We start from the raw sequence: 18,534 nt of genomic DNA, 5'->3' as shown, positions 1-18,534 counted from the left end.
CCGAATGCCCTCTGAATACGCCAAGTCTCTGGGCGCCCGCCTGCGCTCCATCCGCCAGCAGCAGGGTCTGTCCCTGCAGGGTGTGGAGGAGAAGTCGAACGGGCGGTGGAAGGCCGTGGTGGTCGGCTCGTACGAGCGTGGCGACCGGGCCGTGACGGTGTCCCGTCTGGCCGAGTTGGCCGAGTTCTACCGCGTACCCGTCTCGGAGCTGCTGCCTGACGGCAGTGGCGTCCGTCACGAGCCCACCAGCAAGATTGTTCTGGACCTGGAGCGGCTCTACGACGAGGCCTCCGAGGACCTGGCCTACGTCGCCCGCTACGCCCGCGCCATCCAGCAGCAGCGCGGCGACTACAACGGCCGGGTGCTCTCCATCCGCGCCGACGACCTGCGGGCGCTCGCGATCGTCTACGACGCCTCACCGTCGGGCCTGATCGAGCGGCTCACCGAGCACGGCGTGCTGGTGGCCGACCCCCGGGCGTTCTTCGCCTCCTGATCTGCCGCTTCACCTGATCTGCCGCTTCACCGAAAGGGCCCGTGCCGACTGGCACGGGCCCTTTCGGATCTGCGGTGTTCGGTGCGGACGCTCAGCGGGTGGCGTACTCGGCGATCCGCCCGAGCACCCCGTTGAGAAAGCGCGGCGAATCGTCGGTGGACATCTGCCGAGCCAGCTCCACGGCCTCGCTGATCGCCACCGCGTCGTCGATCTCGTCGACGTAGAGCAACTCGTAGACGGCGATCCGGGCCAGATTACGGTCGACGACCGGCATCCGCTCCAGCGTCCAACCCTCGGCGTAGCTGGCGATCAGCTCGTCGATCCGGTCGAGGTACTCGGCAACCCCCTCGACCAGGCCCACCGCGTAGCCAAGATGCTCCGGTCGGGGCTGCTCGATCCGCTGCACGTAGCCGGCGAGCACCTCCACCGGAGGCTTGTCCCGCAGGTCGGCCTCGTAAAGGACATCCAGCGCCCGCTTGCGCGCCTTGCGGCGCGCCGGCATCTGCTGCTTGGAACCCTCAGCCATCAGGCGCGGCCGAGGTAACGGCCGTCGCGGGTGTCGACCTTGATCTTCTCGCCGGTGGTGATGAACAGCGGAACCGGCACGGTGGCGCCGGTCTCCACGGTCGCCGGCTTGGTGCCGCCGGTCGAACGGTCGCCCTGCAGGCCCGGCTCGGTGTAGGTGACCTCCAGCACGACGCTGGTGGGCAGCTCGATGTAGAGCGGCACACCCTCGTGCTGGGCGACGGTCGCCTCCGCCTCGGGCAGCAGGTAGTTGGCTGCCTCACCGACGGTGCCACCGGGCACGGTGATCTGGTCGAAGGTCTCCAGATCCATGAAGACGAAGTCCTCACCGTCGGCGTACAGGTACTGCATCGTGCGCTTGTCAACGGTCGCGGTTTCGACCTTGGTGCCCGCGTTGAAGGTCTTGTCGACCACCTTCCCGGACAGCACGTTCTTCAGCGTGGTGCGCACGAAGGCACCACCCTTACCGGGCTTGACGTGCTGGAACTCGACGACGGCCCAGAGCTCGCCGTCCAGGTTGAGTACCAGGCCGTTTTTGAGGTCGTTGGTGGAGGCCATTTCCTGCCTTGATCATCAATTGGCGGACAGACCTGGCAAGTCTACAAGCTGCGTCGAATCGGACGGCCCCCCGTTCGGAGCGCCCAGTCGGTGGGCCGTCAGCGGGTGGCCAGATGGTGCAGGGCGAGGCGATAGCCGTCGATGCCAAGACCGCAGATCACCCCGGTCGCCACCGCCGAGACCACCGAGTGGTGCCGGAACTCCTCGCGGGTGTGGATGTTGGAGATGTGCACCTCCACCAAAGGCCCCCGCAGCATGGCGCAGGCGTCCCGCACCGCGTACGAGTAGTGCGACCAGGCGGCGGGGTTGAGCACGACCGCGGCGCCCTCGTCGGCCGCCGTGTGCAGCCAGCCGAGCAGCTCGTGCTCCGCGTCGGTCTGCCGGACCGTCACCGCCAGCCCCAGCTCCCGACCGGTGCTCTCGCAGAGGGCCACCAGGTCCGCGTAGCTGGTCGCGCCGTACACGTCGGGCTCGCGGGTGCCCAGCCGGCCCAGGTTCGGCCCGTTCAGGACGTAGACCTTCACGGGGTTGCCACCTCCCGGTAGGCGACCTCCAGCAACGCGTCGTCGGGGCCCTCCAACATCGCCGGGCGGGCCAGCCCGTCGAGCACCACGAAGCGCAGCAGACTGCCCCGGGTCTTCTTGTCCACCCGCATCGCGGCCAGCAGCTGCGGCCAGGCGTCGGCCGGGTAGCTCACCGGCAGACCCAGCGCGCTCAGCGTGACCCGGTGTCGGTCGGCGGTCGGCGCGTCCAGTCGCCCGGCGAGCCGGGCCAGCGTGGCCGCGTACACCAGACCGACGGCGACGGCGTGGCCGTGCCGCCAGCGGTAGCCCTCGTTCTGCTCGATGGCGTGGGCCAGGGTGTGACCGTAGTTGAGCACCTCCCGCAGGCCCGACTCGCGCAGGTCGCCGGCGACCACGTCGGCCTTGACCCGGATGGCCCGCTCGATCAGCTCCCGGCTCACCTGCCCACGGGGGTCGGTGGCGGCCTCCGGGTCGTTCTCGATGAGATCCAGGATCGTCGGGTCGGCGATGAATCCGCACTTGACGACCTCGGCCAACCCGGCCGCCAGGTCGACCGGGGGCAGGCTGTCCAGAGTGGCCAGGTCGGCCAACACCCCGACCGGCGGGTGGAACGCGCCCACCAGGTTCTTGCCGGCGGCCGTGTTGATGCCCGTCTTGCCGCCCACCGCGGCATCCACCATGCCCAGCAGCGAGGTCGCCACCGGCACCCAGCGCACCCCCCGCAACCAGCAGGCCGCGACGAAGCCGGCCAGGTCGGTCACCGCGCCGCCGCCCACCCCGACCACCGCGTCGGTACGGGTGAAGCCTGCCGCTCCGAGCCGGTCCCAGCAGGAGGCGGCCACCTCGATGTGCTTGCCCGACTCGGCGTCGGGCACCTCGATCGGCAGTGGCTCGATGCCGGCCGCGCGCAGGCGTTCGCCGAGCGCGTCCGCGAGGGCCTTGAGCGGAGGCGCGTGCAGCACCGCCACCCGGGTCGCGCCGGGCAGCAGGCCAGGCAGCGCACCCAGCAGGTCGCGTCCCACCAAGACGTCGTACGGCCGCTCGCCGCCGACCGGAATTCGGGTCACCTCGTCCATCGCCGGCAGCCTAGTCCAGCGGGCGGCGCGGGGAGGGCGGCTGTCCACCTGCTGGCCGAGCGGCCCAGTCCGCCAACCGGCGGGCGTGCTCGGCCACCGCGGCGCGCAGCGCGTCCGGATGCCGCACTGTGAACGGGCAGCCCAGCCCGGCGAGCAGCGCCGCCATCCCGGGCAGGCTCTCCGCTCGGGCCCGCAGCAGCACCCCGTCGGTGGTGGCGGTCAACTCGGCCACGCTGGGCGGGATGCGGCGGCGGGCGGCGACCAGATCGGTCTCCAGCACCACCTCCACCTCGTGCGTATACGGCACGCCGGCCAGCGACCGGGTCACCCACGCCACCGCCTCGAAGCCGTCCGGCACTGTGAACGTCGCCGCGCCGGGCGTCACCGCACCGATCCGGTCCAGTCGGAAGGTGCGGATCTCCCCGCGCCGGTGGTCGTGGCCGGTGACATACCAACGGCCGGCGTGGAAGACCAGCCCGTACGGGTCGAGCTCGCGGTGCGACTGCTCGCCCCGCCAGGAGCGGTAGTCCAGCGCCACCCGCTGCCGGTGCCGGGTGGCCGAAGCCAGCGCGAGCAGGGTGCCGGAGGCCGGTCCGCGCTCCAGCTCCGGACGACGCAGTGTGAAGCCCAGGTGCTCCTGGACGGCGGCGAGCCGGTCGGCGAGCGCCGCCGGCAGCACCCGGCGGATCTTCGCCAGCGCGGTGGCGGTGGCGGGCTGCTCGGTGGCGAGCCCGACCCGTTCGGCGACGACGAGGCCGAGCAGCACGGCCACCGCCTCGTCGTCGGTGAGCATCAGCGGCGGCAGCTTGTAACCGGAGTGCAGCCGGTAGCCGCCGTAGCGGCCCCGGTCGGCGGTGACGGGAATGCCCAGCTCGACAAGCGTCGTCGCGTACCGGCGCACGGTCCGCTCGTCCACACCGAGGTGACCGGCGAGGTCGGCGGCTGTCGACCGGTGCCGGGTCTGCAGCAGTTCGAGCAGGGCCAGCACGCGCCCGGCGGGATGTGACACGGGCCACTCCTTCAATCCGGGCGGATCCTGTCCGGAATAGATCGTACGGTCTGTCGGTAACCGAGAGAAGGAGCCACAGATGGCGACATTCGTGCTGGTGCCGGGATTCTGGCTGGGTGCCTGGGCATGGCGGGACGTGACCGTCGCGCTGCGGTCGCAGGGGCACGAGGTCTATCCGATGACGCTGACCGGGGTGGCCGAACGCGACCACCTCGCCGGACCGGAGGTCAGCCTGGACACACACACCACCGACATCGTCCGACTGATCGAGGTCGAGGACCTGCGCGACGTACTGCTGGTCGGGCACTCCGGCGGGGGAATGCCGGCCGCCCAGGCGGTGGACCGCATCCCGGACCGGATCGCCCGGATCGTCTACGTGGAGAGTGGGCCGTTGCCGGACGGCACGGCGCAGTTCGACACGCTGCCGCCGGAGGAGCAGCAGCGACTGCGGGCCGCGATCGGCGCCGGGCACCTGCTGCCGCCGCCGGCCTGGGATCCGGCCGCCGACCCGACCAACCTGGCCGGCCTGGACGAGCCGACGCTCGCGCTGCTGGGTAGCCGGGCCACCCCGCAGCCGCTGCGGGCCGCCACCGACCCGGTCCGACGCACCGGCGGACGCCCGGTGCCGACCGCGCTGGTCGCCAGCACGTTCCCGCTCAGCGTGGTGCAGCAGATGATCCAACAGGAGCATCCGTTCTTCACCGGCCTGGCCGACGGCCAGTTGCACGAGCTGCCCACCGGGCACTGGCCGATGCTCAGCGAGCCGAAGGCTCTGGCCGACGTCCTCGACCTGATCGCCCGCGGCTGAGAACCAGCCCACTGCGCCGATCTTGCAGTTCCGGTTGCCCAGATGCGGGGAATGTCCCCTACGTCGGGGCAGCTACTGCAAGATCGGCGGGGCAGGGCGACGTCAGCGGGGCAGCAGGGCGGCGACCTCGGCGACGACCTCCGCCGGGGCCCGGCCGTCGGTCACCACCGTCTCGGTGGCGACCTCCGCGTAGAGCGGCCGGCGCTGGTCCAGCAGGTGCTTGAGGGTGGCCCGTGGGTTGATCGCCAGCAGCGGCCGGCCGGCGCCGAGCCCGACCCGCCGCACCGCGTCGGGCAGCTCGACCGAGAGGTGCACCACCCGGTGCCCGATCAGGGCCGCTCGGGTCTCCTCGGCCAGCACCGCGCCGCCGCCGAGGGCGAGCACGCCCGTGCCGCCGGCCAGCGCCGCGGCCACGGCGGCCCGTTCCAGGGTACGGAAGTGCGCCTCACCCTCGTCGATGAAGATCTCCGGGATCGGCTTGCCGGCCATCTGCTCGATGTCGGTGTCGGTGTCGCGGAACTCCACGCCGAGGGTGGCGGCGAGCGCCCGCCCTACGGTGGTCTTGCCGCAGCCGGGCGCGCCGACCAGCACGACGACCGGTGCCATCAGCGGATGACCAGCGCGTCGAGGTACCCGGCCAGGTTGCGGCGGATCTCGGCGATCGAGTCTCCGCCGAACTTCTCGGTGGCCGCCTCGGCCAGCACCAGCGCCACCATCGCCTCGGCGACCACCGCCGCGGCGGGCACCGCGCAGACGTCAGAGCGCTGGTTGATCGCGGTGGCCGGCTCGCCGGTGGTGACGTCCACTGTGGACAGGGCCCGGTTCAGCGAGGAAATCGGCTTCATCGCGGCGCGGACCCGCAGCGGCTCACCGGTGGTGATGCCACCCTCCAGCCCGCCGGCCCGGTCGGTGACCCGGCGGACGCCGGTGGCCGACGGGATGATCTCGTCGTGCGCCTCCGAGCCGCGGGACCGGGCCTGCTGCCAGCCGTCGCCGATCTCCACGCCCTTGATCGCCTGGATGGACATCAGCGCGGTGGCCAGCCGGGCGTCGAGCTTGCGGTCCCACTGCACGTGGCTGCCCAGCCCCGGTGGCACCCCGTACGCCAGCACCTCGACCACGCCGCCGAGGGTGTCTGCGGCCTTCTTCGCGGCATCGACCTCGGCGACCATCAGGGCGCTGGCCTCCGGGTCGAGGCAGCGCAGCGGGTCGGCGTCGATCCGGGCCGTGTCGGACGGCGTGGGACGCAGCCCGGGCTTCGCGGCCACCGGGCCCAGCTCGACGACGTGCGAGACGATCTCGATGCCGAGCGCCTGACGGATCAGCGCCTTGGCGACAGTGCCGACGGCCACCCGGGCGGCGGTCTCCCGTGCGCTGGCGCGCTCCAGGATCGGCCGGGCGTCGGTGTGGCCGTACTTCTGCATGCCGGCCAGGTCGGCGTGGCCCGGCCGGGGGCGGGTCAGCGGGGCGTTGCGGGCCTGCCGGGCCAGCTCGTCGGGGTCGACCGGGTCGGCGGCCATCACGGTCTGCCACTTCGGCCACTCGGAGTTGCCGACCCGGATCGCCACCGGGCTGCCCAGGGTCACGCCGTGCCGCAGGCCGCCGAGCAGCTCGACCTCGTCTCGCTCGAACGACATCCGGGCACCCCGCCCGTAGCCCAGCCGTCGACGGGCCAGCTCGTCGGCGATCTCGGTGGTGGTCACCTCAATGCCGGCCGGCACCCCCTCCAACATCGCGACGAGGGCGGGACCGTGCGATTCACCTGCAGTCAACCAGCGCAACACAGCGGTCAGTCTGTCACGGCGGGCCACCGACGCGGCGCGCTCCCCGTCGCGTCCCGCCCAGCGGACGCCGCCGCCCGCTCACGCGGGCGGCGGCTCAGATCCCCCGACCGCGCTTGTGCAGGGTGCGCAGCACCGCGTCGGCCCGGACCACCCGACCGGCGACGGCGAGGGCCAGGTAGGCGCGCGGCTCGCGGGGGTTGCTCCGCAGGGTGCGCCGGGCCCAGCGCAGCGCGCCCCGGCGGTCGCCGGAGGCGGCCTGGGCGAACGCGATCTGCCCGGCCACCCGGGCCTCGCCGGCCGGTTGACTGGCGAACTCCGGGTAGCGCCGCAGCAACCACTGCAACGCCTCGGAGATGGTGTCCCAGCGCTGCGCGAAGTACGAGCGCTTGTGCCAGCGCACCAGCACCGACGGCGTCCGCAGGTTGATCAGCGGCGCGCTGCGCGCGGCCCGCAGCAGGAACTCGTAGTCCTCCGCGTAGCTGCCCGGGATCTCCTCGTCGACCAGCCCGAACCCATTGCGCAACGCGGTGGCGCGGATCAGGAAGGTCGACGGGTGCAGCTCCGTCATCCGGTCCCGTAGCAGGTCGTCCAGGGTGATCCGGTCCTTGTCGAGCACCCGGTCGACGGTGTGCCCGTCGTAGTTGACCCGGATGCCGCAGCAGACGAACTCGGCGGCCGGATCGCCGGCCAGCGCGTCGACCTGGGCGGCCAGCTTGCCCGGCAGCCACTCGTCGTCGTCGTCGCAGAACGCGACCAGCTCGCCCTCGGCAGCGAGGGTGCCGCTGTTGCGCGCACCGGCCAACCCGGGGGTACGGGCGTTGCGGATCACCCGCACCACGCGGGTCGGGCCGCTCCCCAGCTCGGTCAGCGACTCGTCCGGCGCGGACTGGTCGAACACCACGACGACCTCGATCAGGCCCGGGTAGTCCTGTGCCAGGATCGCGCGCACCGCGGCCCGCAGCAGCTCGGGGCGGTCCCGGGTGGGCACCACGACGCTGACGGTCGGCTGCTGGGTCATCGAATCTCCTTCGTACCCGGGCGCGGCCGGGACCAGACCCGCCACCGGGGTGGGCGCGGGGTCGAACGGGCCACCAGGTCGTCGACGATCTGCCCGACCCGGGCCACCGCCGCCCGTCGTGCCTCGTGTGCCTCCGGGTCGGCGGCCACCGCGTACCGGGACGGGTCGGCCACCCCGGCGGCCAACGCGTCGTGCAGGGCCTCCCGGGTCTCGCAGAGCGCCACCAGCCCGGCGGCGCCGAGCCGGCGGGCGAAGAGGAGCTGGTGGTTGTCGACGTGCTCACCGCGGGCCGGATCGCGGGGCACCACGATGGGCAGGTGGCCGTGCCGGCGGGCCTCCAGGATGGTCGCCGGGCCGCCGTGGCAGACCACCAGGTCCGCATCGATCATCGCCTGTTGCAACGCGTCGTGGCCGAGGAACGGCACCGCGCCGCTCAGCTGGGGCGCGGTGGTGTGCCCGTGCTGCATGGTCAGCCCGATCGGGCCGGCGGCCTGCGCGTGCCACTGCGCCAACCAGTCGACGAGCCGGTCGAAGGGGTGCTTGTCGGTGCCCACCGCGACCAGCAGTCGGAGCTGGGCGACCGCCGAGCTGTCGCGCTGGCGCGGCAGGCGGGCCGCCTCGGTGGCCGGCCGGGGTTGCGGACGCCGGGCGGTGCCCGTCTCCCCGGTCACAGCAGCGTCCCGACGACGGTCGCCTCGGGGTACTGCCGGCGCTGCTCGTCCCACTGCACGAGCATCGCGGACAGGAACGGCCGGCAGAGCCGAGCGGTCAACGTCGGGGTGTCGATCCGGTCGTACACCTCGATGTAGACGGTCGGGATGCGCCGCAGCCGGGCCAGCACCACGAACGGCACCGCCACCCCGGCGCCGGTGGTGACCACGGCGGCGACCCGCCGGGCCCGCAGCACCTGCCAGGCCAGCAGCGCGTTGCGCAGCAGGTTCGGCACGTTGCGGGTGGTCGGGTGGTGTGCCGGCACCAGGTCCTCGCCGGCCAGCAGCGAGACCGCCTCCGGGGTGTCGAAGGTGACCCAGCAGCGCCGCCACTGTTCGTACCAGGGCCGCAGGGCCAGTAGTTGGGCCAGATGGCCGCCGCTGGAGCCGACCAGCAGCAGCACCGGCGCCCCACTGTCGTCGTTGTTCGTGTCCACGCGACTCCCCACAAGTTCGCTTGGAATTTCAGTTCACGCCAGGCAGAAGCAGATCACACGATCCCCGGTCGTTGAATAGCGCGACCGGCCGAGATGACGATCTCCACGATGGCCGGTGCGGTGCACCGAACGTCCGAGGTCCATCGATCGTCATCACCACCTGCGATTATGTCGTCACTCTGCGGCGCACCGTCGTCGCCGCGGTTCCTCCAGATCAGCCGCTATGTCTTTTCTCGATGACGTCCAGAAGTGCGGGATGCAGGGCGGCATTCCAGCCCGCGCCCGCGTCGGCCAGCCGCCACGTCCGCAACCACATCTCCACCAGGTACGCGTCGGCGACGAGCCGACACTGCGCGGCGTCGAGGCCGAGCCGATCGCCGTACCGACTCAGATATCCGTCCACGGCCGCCGCGGCGGCGTCGGCCGGCTCCCCGCGCAGCACGAGGGCCCGCTGGAACGCGTCGTGCGCCAGGTCGAAGCCGACCGGCACGTCCGGCCCGCTGTGCTCCCAGTCCCAGGCGACCAACCGGCCGGCGTGCCAGCCCAGGTTCCACGGCACCCAGTCACCATGCCAGTGACCGAACTCGACGCTGGTGTCGCCATGCCGGCGGGCCAACGCCGAGACCGCGGCGACCGCCCGCGCACCCGCCGGCTCGGTCGCGGCGGCCCGGCCGGCCTGATCTGCCAGCCGGCGCAGGAAGGTCGAGTCGACCAGCGGTCGAGATGTGCCCGCCGGGCCGCCCCGCCGGGCGACCGCGAGCAGCGCCGCGATCCGGGGCGGGTCGTCCACCGGCACACCGCGTACCGCCGGGGGCAACGGCTCGATCACCGCGACCACCTGGCCCGCCCACGACGTCTCGGTGAGCAGCCGCGGCGGCATCGGATGGTCGGCGACGCCGACCACCTCGCGCAACGCCCGCAGCGCCGCCGCCTCCGCGCTGACCAGCGCGCGGGTCGCGTCGTTCCAGCCGATCTTCGCGTAGCCACGCGGCCGCCCGTCGGCGCTGAAGAGTTGCAGTGTGGGCTTGCCGTTCGGGTCCGGTGGGCGGACCCCGAACGCGGCCAGCAGCGGCGTGTCACCCAGGTCGGCGGAGAGCCGCTCGCTCAGCAGCAACTCCGCGGCCGGCACCCCGGCCGGCACCGAGACGGTCAACGTCGGAAAGGGCGCGAGCCCCACCCGACCGAACCGGGCCAGCCCACCGAGCACCGCCCGCAGCGCGCGCACCTTCGGTGGCCGCAGGGCGTTGTACGCCAACAGGGACGCCGCCCCGGCCCGGGGCGCGCCCAACGGCACCAGGAACCGGGCCCGGGCGACCGACGGCACCACCGCGTACCGGGCCACCGCCTGGTGACCGGCCGGCGGGGCGCCGGCCACGGTCAGGCCGACCCGGTCGTCCGGGAAGACCGCGCGGCTCACCCAACCCAGGCCGTCCACCCGCGAACGCGGGTCGGTGGCCGGGCCCACCCGGGTCGTCACGCCGCCCGGTCCGCCCAGTCGAGGTCCAACCCGAGCCGTTGACGCAACGCGTCGTTGTACGGCCGGTAGTAGTCGGTCAGCTCAGCCCGCACGGTCGGCTCCAGCGGTGCCGAGCGCCGATCGTTGTAGACCTTGAAGTTGGGCAGGTCGTACGCCGGCAGACCGAGGAAGTCCAGGGTGCGTCGGTAGGTCGCCCGCGAGTCGCGGTACAGGTCCTCGCTGGGCAGGAAGAGGATCTGCTCCCGGGCGAAACGCTCCAGCCACGGCTCCAGGTGCTCCAGGTAACGCCCCCGGGCCCGGTACGTGTACCAGTCGTACGGCTCGCTGAACGACTCCGGCTCGGCGATCAACCGCTCCCGCTCCCCCGCCGTGCGTTCCGGCTCGGCCGCCAGCGCGGCGGCGAAGTCCAGTGGTTCGATGCCGTGGGTGCGGCGTTCCTTCCAGTGCGAGTACGCCCGCTCCACCGGGTCCCGCAGCAGCACGATGAGCTTCACCGTCGGCATCAGCGCGGCGACCCGCTGCGCGGCGAGCGGGTGGAACATGTACAGCGGGGCGGCCTCACCGACCCGGACCGGCCCACCGTGCCGCTTGGCCAGGGCCTCGCGCTGCCGCTCGGTCGGGAAATGCGAGCGGTACCAGGCTTCGCCGCGACCCCAGTGCTCCTCGAAGTAGTGCGCCGACTTGGTGTTCCACGCGGGAAAGAGCCGGGGCACCAACGGGTGCTGGATGAGGTAGTTCCACAGGGAGGTGGTGCCACCCCGTTTGGTCCCGATGATCAGGAAGTCCGGCAGCGGCCGGCGGTCGCTGGTGCGAACGCCGTAGTCGACAAGCGACTCCTTCACCCGGGTGGTCACCTGGGTCGGAACCAACTGCTTGACCCGGTCACGGATGGACACCACGACGAACCTCACCTGCCTCTCGTCGATGCCGAGGTGGGCTCGGCGGCCGTGGCCGCGTTGTCCCCTCCACGGATCTGCCTCATGGTCCCCCGGATGCCGGCGCGCACCCGGGGCAACGTCAACATGCCGACGCAGCCGGTCAGCAGCACCGCCAACGCCACCGCGAGGCCGGGCAGACCGCGACCGCCCACCAGCACGCCGGCCCCGGCGGCCAGGCCCACACCGGCGATCGTGGCCGCCGCGGCACGCACCATCGCGGCGTCGAACAGCGGCTCCCGAACCACCGACCTGGCGAACCCGGCGGCGGTGAGGTTCTCGGTGGCGATGCCGGCCGCCCAGGCCACCGCCGCGCCCGTCGCGCCGTGGTGGGGGATCAGCCAGAGACCCAGCGAGACGGTCACCGTCAACCCGGCCACGGTGGCGACCAGGTGCAGCCCGCTGCGCCCGCCCATCAGGAGCAGGCTCTGCACGTTGCCCACTCCGGTGTTGACAAGCATCGCCAGCGCGAGCACCGTCATCGCCGGCACACCGGCGGTGAACTCCGGCCCGAACAGCTGGAGGAAGGCCAGCGCGAAGACCGCCAGCAGCAGGTACACCGGCCAGGACAGCACCAGCCCCCAGGTGGTCAACTGCCGGTGCACGGCCGCCGCCGCGGCCCGCTCGCCCCGCCCGAGCAGCCGGGAGAGCTGCGGCGACACCGCCACCCGCAGCCCCTGCATGGCCAGCTGACCGGCCAGCACGTACCGGCCGACGGCACCGAACACACCGGCGTCCGCCGGCCCGGCCAACACCGAGGTGAGCAGCACACCCACCCACATGCTGCCGGCGTCGATGGCCGCCGAGGCGGCCCGGGGCAGCGCGAAGCGCCAGAACGTGGACCAGTCGGCGCGGTGCGGACGCAGCGTCGCGCCCCGGCCCAGCCCGAGCGGGCCGGCGACGAGGGTGAGACAGACCAGCAGGGCCAACGCCGCCGGCACCAACCAGCCGGTCATGCCGGCGAGCAGACCACCACCCGCCAACGCGGCCGCGCCGACCAGCACCGGGCGCGCGACCGGCAGAAGCAGGAACTGCACCCCGACGTACGCCCGGATCGGCCGCACGCAACGCAGTGTGGCCAGCAGCAGGGTCATCGCGACCACCACCGGCACCGCGGCGAACGTGACGGTGAGCAGAGCGTCGCCGCTCGCGCCGGAGCCGCGCAGCAGCCGGGGCGCGAGGGCGTCGGCGGCCAGCACGCCCGCGCCGGCGACCAGCAGCCCGGTCAGCAACGGCGGGATCAGCGCCACCGGGAGGACCCGGGCGGCGTCACCGCGCACGCCGGCGCTGCGGCGGGGCAGGGCCCACATCAGACCGGTCTCCGCGCCGAGCGTGCAGATCGCGGTGGCCACGGTGACGACCCCGATCGCGGCGAAGAACGCGCCCGCGCCGGCCGGGCCGTAGCCCCGGGTGATCACGACCGCCAGAACGAACCCGAACAAACCACTGGTGGCCGCGCCGAGCAGTCCGGCCACGCCGCTACGCGCGCTGCGGCGGGTCTCGGCCGAGCCGGTGTCCCCGGCCGGCGACGGCGCGGCCTGGTTCTCGACGGAGGTGGGCGTGGGCCGGCCCTCGTCGGCACCGGCCGACGGTCGGGTCGCGGCGGTCACGCGGGCACCGGCGCGGTCCGCGCGGGCGTCGGCGACGACCCGGCCAGCCGGGTTCGCCGTTCGCGTTCGGTAAGCGCCATCGCGAAGGCCACCGCGAAGAACGCGACCGCCAGGTTCTGGTTCGCCATGCCGTAGAACGGGATCTGCACGAGGCAGACCACCGGCACCGCCGCCAGCCACTGCCCGGCCGCCGAGGTCGCCCGCGCGCAGATCACCGCTGCGGCGACGAACCACGCCAGGAAACAGATGAGCGCGGGTACGCCGTGGCTGAACAGCACCATCCACAGCTGCCCCTGGGTGCCGATCGGCGCGGCCGCCGACACAGTGTCCACGTTCACCGGAGCGCCATAGCCCAACCAGGGCGACTCCTGCACCCGGCGGATCACCTCGGTGTAGAGCGAGAGCCGGTCGGTGTTGGTGTCGCTGGAGTCGACCCGCCTGCTGATCAGCTCGGTGATCGGGATGAACAGCGTGGCCAACCCGCCGATCACCACGACCCCGACGATGGACGCGGCCACCCGGACATTGCCGCGCAGGCTGGCCCGCACCCCGAGCACCGCCAGCCCGGCGCCGAGGCTGAGGAACATCGCCCGGTTGAGGGTGAGGAACGCCGGCGCCAGCGACAGTGGCAGCGACGCCAGCAGCGCCCAGCGCAGCAGCCCCTGCCGGCGCAGCATCGTGAAGGCCACCACGCAGGGCAGGGTCATCGCGTACGCGCTGCCGTAGTTGTTGGTGTACGCGAACGGCGCGGCCGGCCGATAGATCGGGTTGAGCGAACGGGCGCTGTACTCAGCGGTGGTGAGGTGCACCATGTCCTGGATGAACGGGGTGCCGGCCACCCCGCCGGGCAGCAGCACCTCCATCGGGGTCGTCATGGCCAGCCGCGGCACCAGCACCCCGAGCCAGCCCAGCGCCACCAGCCCGAACCAGAACGCGCAGAGCGGGGTGAGCACCGCCACCAGGCTGGCGCGTTCCCGGGCGGCCGCGTAGACGTAGACGCCGACCACCAGCGCGGTCAGGTAGAAGGCCAGCCGCAGGGCGAACGTGAGCAGCGAGGCCGGCGACGACAACTGGGTGGCGCTGACCACCACGATGGCGAGGAAGAGCAGCCAGATGCCGGCCGCCGGCGGCAGCGGCACGCGCCCCCGGGTCAGCAGCAACGCGAACAGCAGCGCACCCAGCAGCGGCCAGCCGAGGTAGAAGGCGCCGAACAGCCACCAGAGCGGCACCAGGCCGAACATCATCGACAGTGGCCAGAGCGGCAGTTGCGGCGGCGCCGACGGCGGCACCGGCGCGGCCTCCTGCGGAGCGCCTCCGGGTGGTGGTTCGGTCGCCGGGGCGCGGGTCACCGACACGCTCAGGCCCGGCCGTTTCGGGTGAGCACGAAGCCCAGCGGGGTGACGCCGGCGGCGCGCAGTCGCTCCACCAGGCGTCGCAGGTCACTCTGCCGGGTGCGGTCCCGCTCCACGACCACCACCGCGCTGCCCTGCCGGGCCACTGCCACGCCACGCTCGTCGGACTCGGCCGGCGGGGCGTTGAACAGGACCAGGCCGTGGTCCGCGCCCTGCCGCCAGGTGCCGAACCGGACACTGCCCACACCCACGACAACCTCGTCGGGGGTGACGACGCGACTGTTCTCCGGGCGGGCGGACGACACCCTCGGCAGCGTCAGGGTGGCATCGGGGTCGGTGGACGGGCGGGCACCGGGCGGGTGCGGGGAGGGCCGACGGGCGGGCGTGCTCTCCGTGGCGGCACCGGCGGCCGGTGTGCTGCCGGCCGGCCGGGGCTTGGGCACCAGCGGCCGGGACGGGTCGATGGGCAGCCGCCCCCGGTCGGCGAGAACGGTGGCCCGAAGCCGCTCGATCCGCCCGCTGTCGTCGGCGACGAAGACCTCCCGGCCGTCCACGGCGAGCGCCACGGCGAGCCCGGCGGTGAGCACCGTGGCGTCCTCCCGGGCGGTGACCAGCGCCACCCGGGCGGGCTGCCGGACCCGCTCGGCGACCGCCATCGCCACGTACCGGACGTCGGCGTCGACCGCCCGAGGGCTGCCCCGGAACGCCGGCCGGCGTACGGTGCCGAGCAGTGGAAGGCCGGAGGCCTCCCGGCCGTCGGCGACCGAGCGGACCCGCCGGTCGGTCGACTCCCAGAGGTACGCCAGCACGATGCCGATCAGCGCGCCACCGAGGAGGCCGGCGACCAGGTAGAGCGGCCGGTGCCCGGCGGAGGTGACCAGCGCCTTCTCGGCGGTCTGGGTGACCCAGCCGGGGTTGACGTCGACCGCCGCGATCTCGGTACGGGCGGCGTTGAGCTGGGTGAGCTGGTTGTTGATCCCGGCCAGCTCGGCCACCAGCGCGTCACCGGCGGCGGTGTCCTTGGCGGTGTTCGCCCGCTTCTGCAACACGGTCTGCTGGGCGGCGACCTTGGTGATGCTGGCGTCGTAGGAGCGCAGCATCTCGGCGCGCTGCTGCTCGTACATGGCCCGGCGCACGCTCAGGTAGGCCTCGGCGGCCATGTTGGCGCTCTGCACGGCCTGGTGCGCCTCGCGTGCCTGGTAGGTGAAGCGCAGGATCTGCCCACCGGTGGGCACCTCGACCTCGAGCGCGTCGCGGATGTCCCGCGGGTCGCCGCCGGCCGAGTCGGCGAGCCGCTGCACCACCTCGGTGCCGGTGGCGATGCCGCTCTCCACGTTCATGTTGACCGCGCGGTCGGCGCCCGCGCCGCTGGGGGTGAAGGCGTCGGTCACCACCGGCCGGACCGCGACCACGGCGCTCGCGGACAGCGCCGCCGGCACCAGCAGCACGTAGCCGAGCGCGGCGAGCAGACCGACCATGGCGACCGCCGCCACCAACCGCAACCGGTGCATCGGCACCCGCAGCAGGTCGGTCAGTGTCACGGCACGCGAGGTGCCGGAGGACGGGCCGTCCGTGGGCCAGGGGCCGGGCGCTGCATCAGTCATGGAACTTCTTCACCGTCTGTTGAGGATTACCGACGACCACGACGCCGGGTGGTACGTCCGTGCGGACCACAGTCGCCGCGCCGACGACGCTGTCCCGACCGACCCGCACGCCCTTCAGGACCAGGGCGTGCGCACCGACCCAGACGTTGTCCTCGAGAACGATCGGGGCACGGGTGAGCGGGCCGGGCGGCGCGTGCCGCTGCTCGGGGGGCAGGTTGTGGAAGTCGTTGTCGAGCAACTCGCAGTCCGACAGGAGGCACCGGTCCCCCACGGTGACCGACGTCCAGGTGCCGATCCAGGTGGCGTTGAGCAGACAGTCCTCGCCGACGCGTACCTCGCCGGGGCCGGCGAAGCGGACGAGTTTGTTCAACCGGGTGCGGTCGCCAATGGTCACCCGCACACCACGCCGCAACCGGATCCGGCCACGGATCTCCACGTCCCGACCGAGCGTCAACCGTCGGTAACGGAGCTGATACCAGCCGCGTTTGACCGCGAAGACCAGACGCACCACGCGTCTCGTTCGGATGCCAGCGGCGCCGAGCAACGACCCTCCCCCACCGTCGCGGGCCGGCGGCGGTGGGTACCGCCACCGGCCCAACGTGAACAATCTACCGATGCTCCGTTACGAACGGTTGACCCTTACTGTACGGAGAAGAATGTCGATGGGGTAGACCAGGACAACTCGGGCGTCGCGCTGCTGATGACAGTCGCCGTGGCGCCGTTGACCACCGCGCTCGGCGCGGCCGTCGGGTCGAACGGCACGCTCCGCAGCGCGCCGTCGGTGGAGCCGTAGACGATCCGGCCGCCCACCCAGGCCATGCCCCGCACCGCGGACCAGGTCACGCCCGTGGTCGGCAGGGCGAACTCGGTGGCGCCCAGGTAGTTGCCGTCGATCTCGAAGTAGCGGTAGTAGAGGTTGTTCGCCCCGGTACGGGTGTAGTAGAGCCGGCCGTCGAGGAAGAAGGCGCCGGTCAGCAACGCCGGGTTGTACCAGTCGTTGTAGCCGGACGCCTCCCACGGCGAGCCGATCGCGCCTCCGTTGAAGAGCGAGATGTCGATCCGACTGCCGGTGGGCGTGCCGGCCACCGTGTGCGACCAGTAGATCCGGTCGTCCACCCGCCAGGTCGCGCCGGCCGCCGTGTACGCGGGCTGGCTGACGCTGGTTGCGGTGCCCAGCGCGGTGCCGTTGAACGGCACCTTCGCCACGGTGCCCGAGGCGGTGCCGAGGTAGAGGTTCCCGGTGGTGGCCGACGGCGGGTTCTTCGCGGTGAAGGTACGTCCGCCGGCGAGCGGGAACATGCCGAGCCGGCCGTGGTACTCCTCGCCCATGCCATCGGAGTTGTGCCCGAAGTAGAGGCCGTCCGAGCCGCGCCAGAGCACCGGCACCGACGAACCCCAGTTGCTGGTGCCCGACGGCATCGAGGCGCTGCCGCTACGGCGCGGGTTCCAGTTCACCGGCATGCCGGTCGCCGGAGTGACGGCGGCGATGCCGAGCCGGTCGACAGCGCCCGGGCCGGCGTTGTCGCTGGCGTTCGGGTTGTTGACCCAGCGGAAGTGCCCGCCCAGGTAGATGACGTTGTCCGCCACCTCGACCGAGGTGATGGTGTCGTTACCGGTGTAGTCGACCCAGGTGGCGAGCAGGCCAGAGCCCCGCGCGGCGGTCTCGAAGCGGACCAGGGCGTCGCAGTACGCGGCCGGCCAGCCGGCGCCGCCGTTGGTGCCGACCACGAACCAGCTGCCGTCGCCACCGAACTTCACGTCCTGCACGTAGTGCACGAACGTCGTCGGCGAGGCGCACGGCGGAACGAACTTGTCGGTGCTCCAGTCGAGCAACGTGGGAGTCCCGGAGACGTCCACCAACGCCATCTGGTTGCGCGGCAGGTCGTTGACGAGCGTGAAGTTGCCGCCGACGACCAGGGTGTCGCCGTCCGGCGCGACGTCGATGGTCCAGACGTACGACGTGGTGCCGTGCCGTCCCACTGTGGCGTCGATGCTGAAACTCGGGTCGATCGCGCCGGTGGTCGCGTTGAGCCGACCCAGACCCGCGTGCGCGGTGCCGTTGAGCCAGTTGAACGCCCCGGCCACGTACAGCCAGTTGCCGTCCAGCGCCAGGTCACGAACCGTGCCGCCGTCGGAACGCCCGACCCAGCTGTCGATGATCGCGCCGGTCGACGGGTTGAGCGCCACCAGGTTCTTCCGGGAGACGCCGTTGACGTTCTTGAAGGTGCCGCCGACGATCAGGGTGCCGCCGGGGCCGGCGAGGAGCGTGTTGACCGCGCCGTCGAGCACCGGCAGGAAGGTGGTCGACATGGTGCCGGTGGTCCGGTCGTACGCGAAGAGGTAGCGCTGCGTGATCCACGCGGAACTGGCGGTCTGCCGGAGTTGGGTGAAGCTGCCGCCGACGAAGACCGTGTTGCCCACCTGCGCGAAGGCACGGGTCTCACCGTCTCGGGCGTGCGGGGTCGCGTCGGCGGGGTTCGCCGACACCAGGGTCGCCGTGGCCGGGACCGGTACCACCGCGGCCGACGCGGTAGTGGGCACGCCCAGAGCTGCGGCGATGATCGCCAACGCGACCATCCCCGCCCGAGTACGACGTCGTCCTGCAAAACGCCAC

At 72.6% G+C, this 18,534-nt stretch carries 19 protein-coding genes; 2 read left to right on the top strand and 17 right to left on the bottom strand.

The window, feature by feature from the left end:
* Window positions 1–4: 4 nt before the first annotated feature.
* Window positions 5–493, top strand: a complete 489-nt coding sequence (gene bldD, locus FB453_RS30025) for a transcriptional regulator BldD (protein WP_007458348.1) — start codon at window positions 5–7, stop codon at window positions 491–493.
* Between the two features lie 91 nt (window positions 494–584).
* Here the strand turns inward: bldD and nusB are convergent, their stop codons facing one another.
* From nusB to FB453_RS30000, 5 genes are all read right to left on the bottom strand, one after another.
* Window positions 585–995, bottom strand: coding sequence for a transcription antitermination factor NusB (gene nusB, locus FB453_RS30020; protein ID WP_181518518.1), 411 nt, complete (start codon window positions 993–995; stop codon window positions 585–587).
* 23 nt (window positions 996–1,018) lie between these two features.
* Entirely contained in the window at window positions 1,019–1,576 is a 558-nt protein-coding gene (gene efp / locus FB453_RS30015; RefSeq protein WP_007458344.1) for an elongation factor P, read from the bottom strand.
* Window positions 1,577–1,674: 98 nt separating this feature from the next.
* On the bottom strand, window positions 1,675–2,100 hold the full coding sequence (gene aroQ, locus FB453_RS30010; RefSeq protein WP_091401894.1) for a type II 3-dehydroquinate dehydratase: 426 nt from the start codon (window positions 2,098–2,100) through the stop codon (window positions 1,675–1,677).
* A complete protein-coding gene (aroB, locus tag FB453_RS30005) occupies window positions 2,097–3,176 on the bottom strand; it encodes a 3-dehydroquinate synthase (RefSeq protein WP_145795588.1) in 1,080 nt (359 codons plus the stop codon). Before aroB ends, aroQ begins: the two co-directional genes overlap by 4 nt.
* A gap of 10 nt (window positions 3,177–3,186) precedes the next feature.
* On the bottom strand, window positions 3,187–4,185 hold the full coding sequence (locus tag FB453_RS30000) for a helix-turn-helix transcriptional regulator (RefSeq protein WP_112584577.1): 999 nt from the start codon (window positions 4,183–4,185) through the stop codon (window positions 3,187–3,189).
* A 79-nt stretch (window positions 4,186–4,264) separates the two neighbouring features.
* On the opposite strand from FB453_RS30000, the gene FB453_RS29995 reads away from it, so the two are divergent.
* Window positions 4,265–4,993, top strand: a complete 729-nt coding sequence (locus tag FB453_RS29995) for an alpha/beta fold hydrolase (protein WP_145795585.1) — start codon at window positions 4,265–4,267, stop codon at window positions 4,991–4,993.
* Between the two features lie 102 nt (window positions 4,994–5,095).
* Here the strand turns inward: FB453_RS29995 and FB453_RS29990 are convergent, their stop codons facing one another.
* The 12 genes from FB453_RS29990 to FB453_RS29935 form a co-directional block, all read right to left on the bottom strand.
* Window positions 5,096–5,599, bottom strand: a complete 504-nt coding sequence (locus FB453_RS29990) for a shikimate kinase (RefSeq protein ID WP_112584575.1) — start codon at window positions 5,597–5,599, stop codon at window positions 5,096–5,098.
* Window positions 5,599–6,777 carry a chorismate synthase gene (aroC, locus tag FB453_RS29985; protein ID WP_112584574.1) on the bottom strand — a complete coding sequence of 393 codons (1,179 nt, stop codon included), beginning with the start codon at window positions 6,775–6,777 and terminating at the stop codon, window positions 5,599–5,601. The genes FB453_RS29990 and aroC overlap by 1 nt, the downstream gene beginning before the upstream one ends.
* A gap of 94 nt (window positions 6,778–6,871) precedes the next feature.
* Entirely contained in the window at window positions 6,872–7,795 is a 924-nt protein-coding gene (locus tag FB453_RS29980; protein WP_145795582.1) for a glycosyltransferase family 2 protein, read from the bottom strand.
* The gene (locus FB453_RS29975) at window positions 7,792–8,466 is read right to left on the bottom strand and encodes a glycosyltransferase (protein WP_145795579.1); all 675 of its coding nucleotides are present in this window, start codon (window positions 8,464–8,466) and stop codon (window positions 7,792–7,794) included. Before FB453_RS29975 ends, FB453_RS29980 begins: the two co-directional genes overlap by 4 nt.
* Window positions 8,463–8,942 carry a glycosyltransferase family 28 protein gene (locus FB453_RS29970; RefSeq protein ID WP_091401878.1) on the bottom strand — a complete coding sequence of 160 codons (480 nt, stop codon included), beginning with the start codon at window positions 8,940–8,942 and terminating at the stop codon, window positions 8,463–8,465. Before FB453_RS29970 ends, FB453_RS29975 begins: the two co-directional genes overlap by 4 nt.
* A 214-nt stretch (window positions 8,943–9,156) precedes the next feature.
* Entirely contained in the window at window positions 9,157–10,419 is a 1,263-nt protein-coding gene (locus FB453_RS29965) for a phosphotransferase (protein ID WP_145795577.1), read from the bottom strand.
* Window positions 10,416–11,318 (bottom strand): sulfotransferase domain-containing protein, encoded by a 903-nt coding sequence (locus FB453_RS29960; RefSeq protein ID WP_112700043.1) that lies wholly within the window; start codon window positions 11,316–11,318, stop codon window positions 10,416–10,418. Before FB453_RS29960 ends, FB453_RS29965 begins: the two co-directional genes overlap by 4 nt.
* Before the next feature lie 8 nt (window positions 11,319–11,326).
* The gene (locus tag FB453_RS29955; RefSeq protein WP_145795574.1) at window positions 11,327–12,964 is read right to left on the bottom strand and encodes a lipopolysaccharide biosynthesis protein; all 1,638 of its coding nucleotides are present in this window, start codon (window positions 12,962–12,964) and stop codon (window positions 11,327–11,329) included.
* The gene (locus tag FB453_RS29950; protein WP_225855075.1) at window positions 12,961–14,253 is read right to left on the bottom strand and encodes an O-antigen ligase family protein; all 1,293 of its coding nucleotides are present in this window, start codon (window positions 14,251–14,253) and stop codon (window positions 12,961–12,963) included. The genes FB453_RS29955 and FB453_RS29950 overlap by 4 nt, the downstream gene beginning before the upstream one ends.
* 68 nt (window positions 14,254–14,321) lie before the next feature.
* Entirely contained in the window at window positions 14,322–15,920 is a 1,599-nt protein-coding gene (locus tag FB453_RS29945) for a lipopolysaccharide biosynthesis protein (protein WP_145795572.1), read from the bottom strand.
* Window positions 15,913–16,431 (bottom strand): acyltransferase, encoded by a 519-nt coding sequence (locus FB453_RS29940; protein ID WP_186718634.1) that lies wholly within the window; start codon window positions 16,429–16,431, stop codon window positions 15,913–15,915. The genes FB453_RS29945 and FB453_RS29940 overlap by 8 nt, the downstream gene beginning before the upstream one ends.
* Before the next feature lie 128 nt (window positions 16,432–16,559).
* A complete protein-coding gene (locus FB453_RS29935; protein WP_145795569.1) occupies window positions 16,560–18,497 on the bottom strand; it encodes a hypothetical protein in 1,938 nt (645 codons plus the stop codon).
* Window positions 18,498–18,534: the final 37 nt, after the last annotated feature.

The organism is Micromonospora sp. CNZ322, from assembly GCF_007827755.1.
Note: the sequence above shows the minus strand (reverse complement) of the source record. Positions and strands in the feature narration are given on the sequence as shown.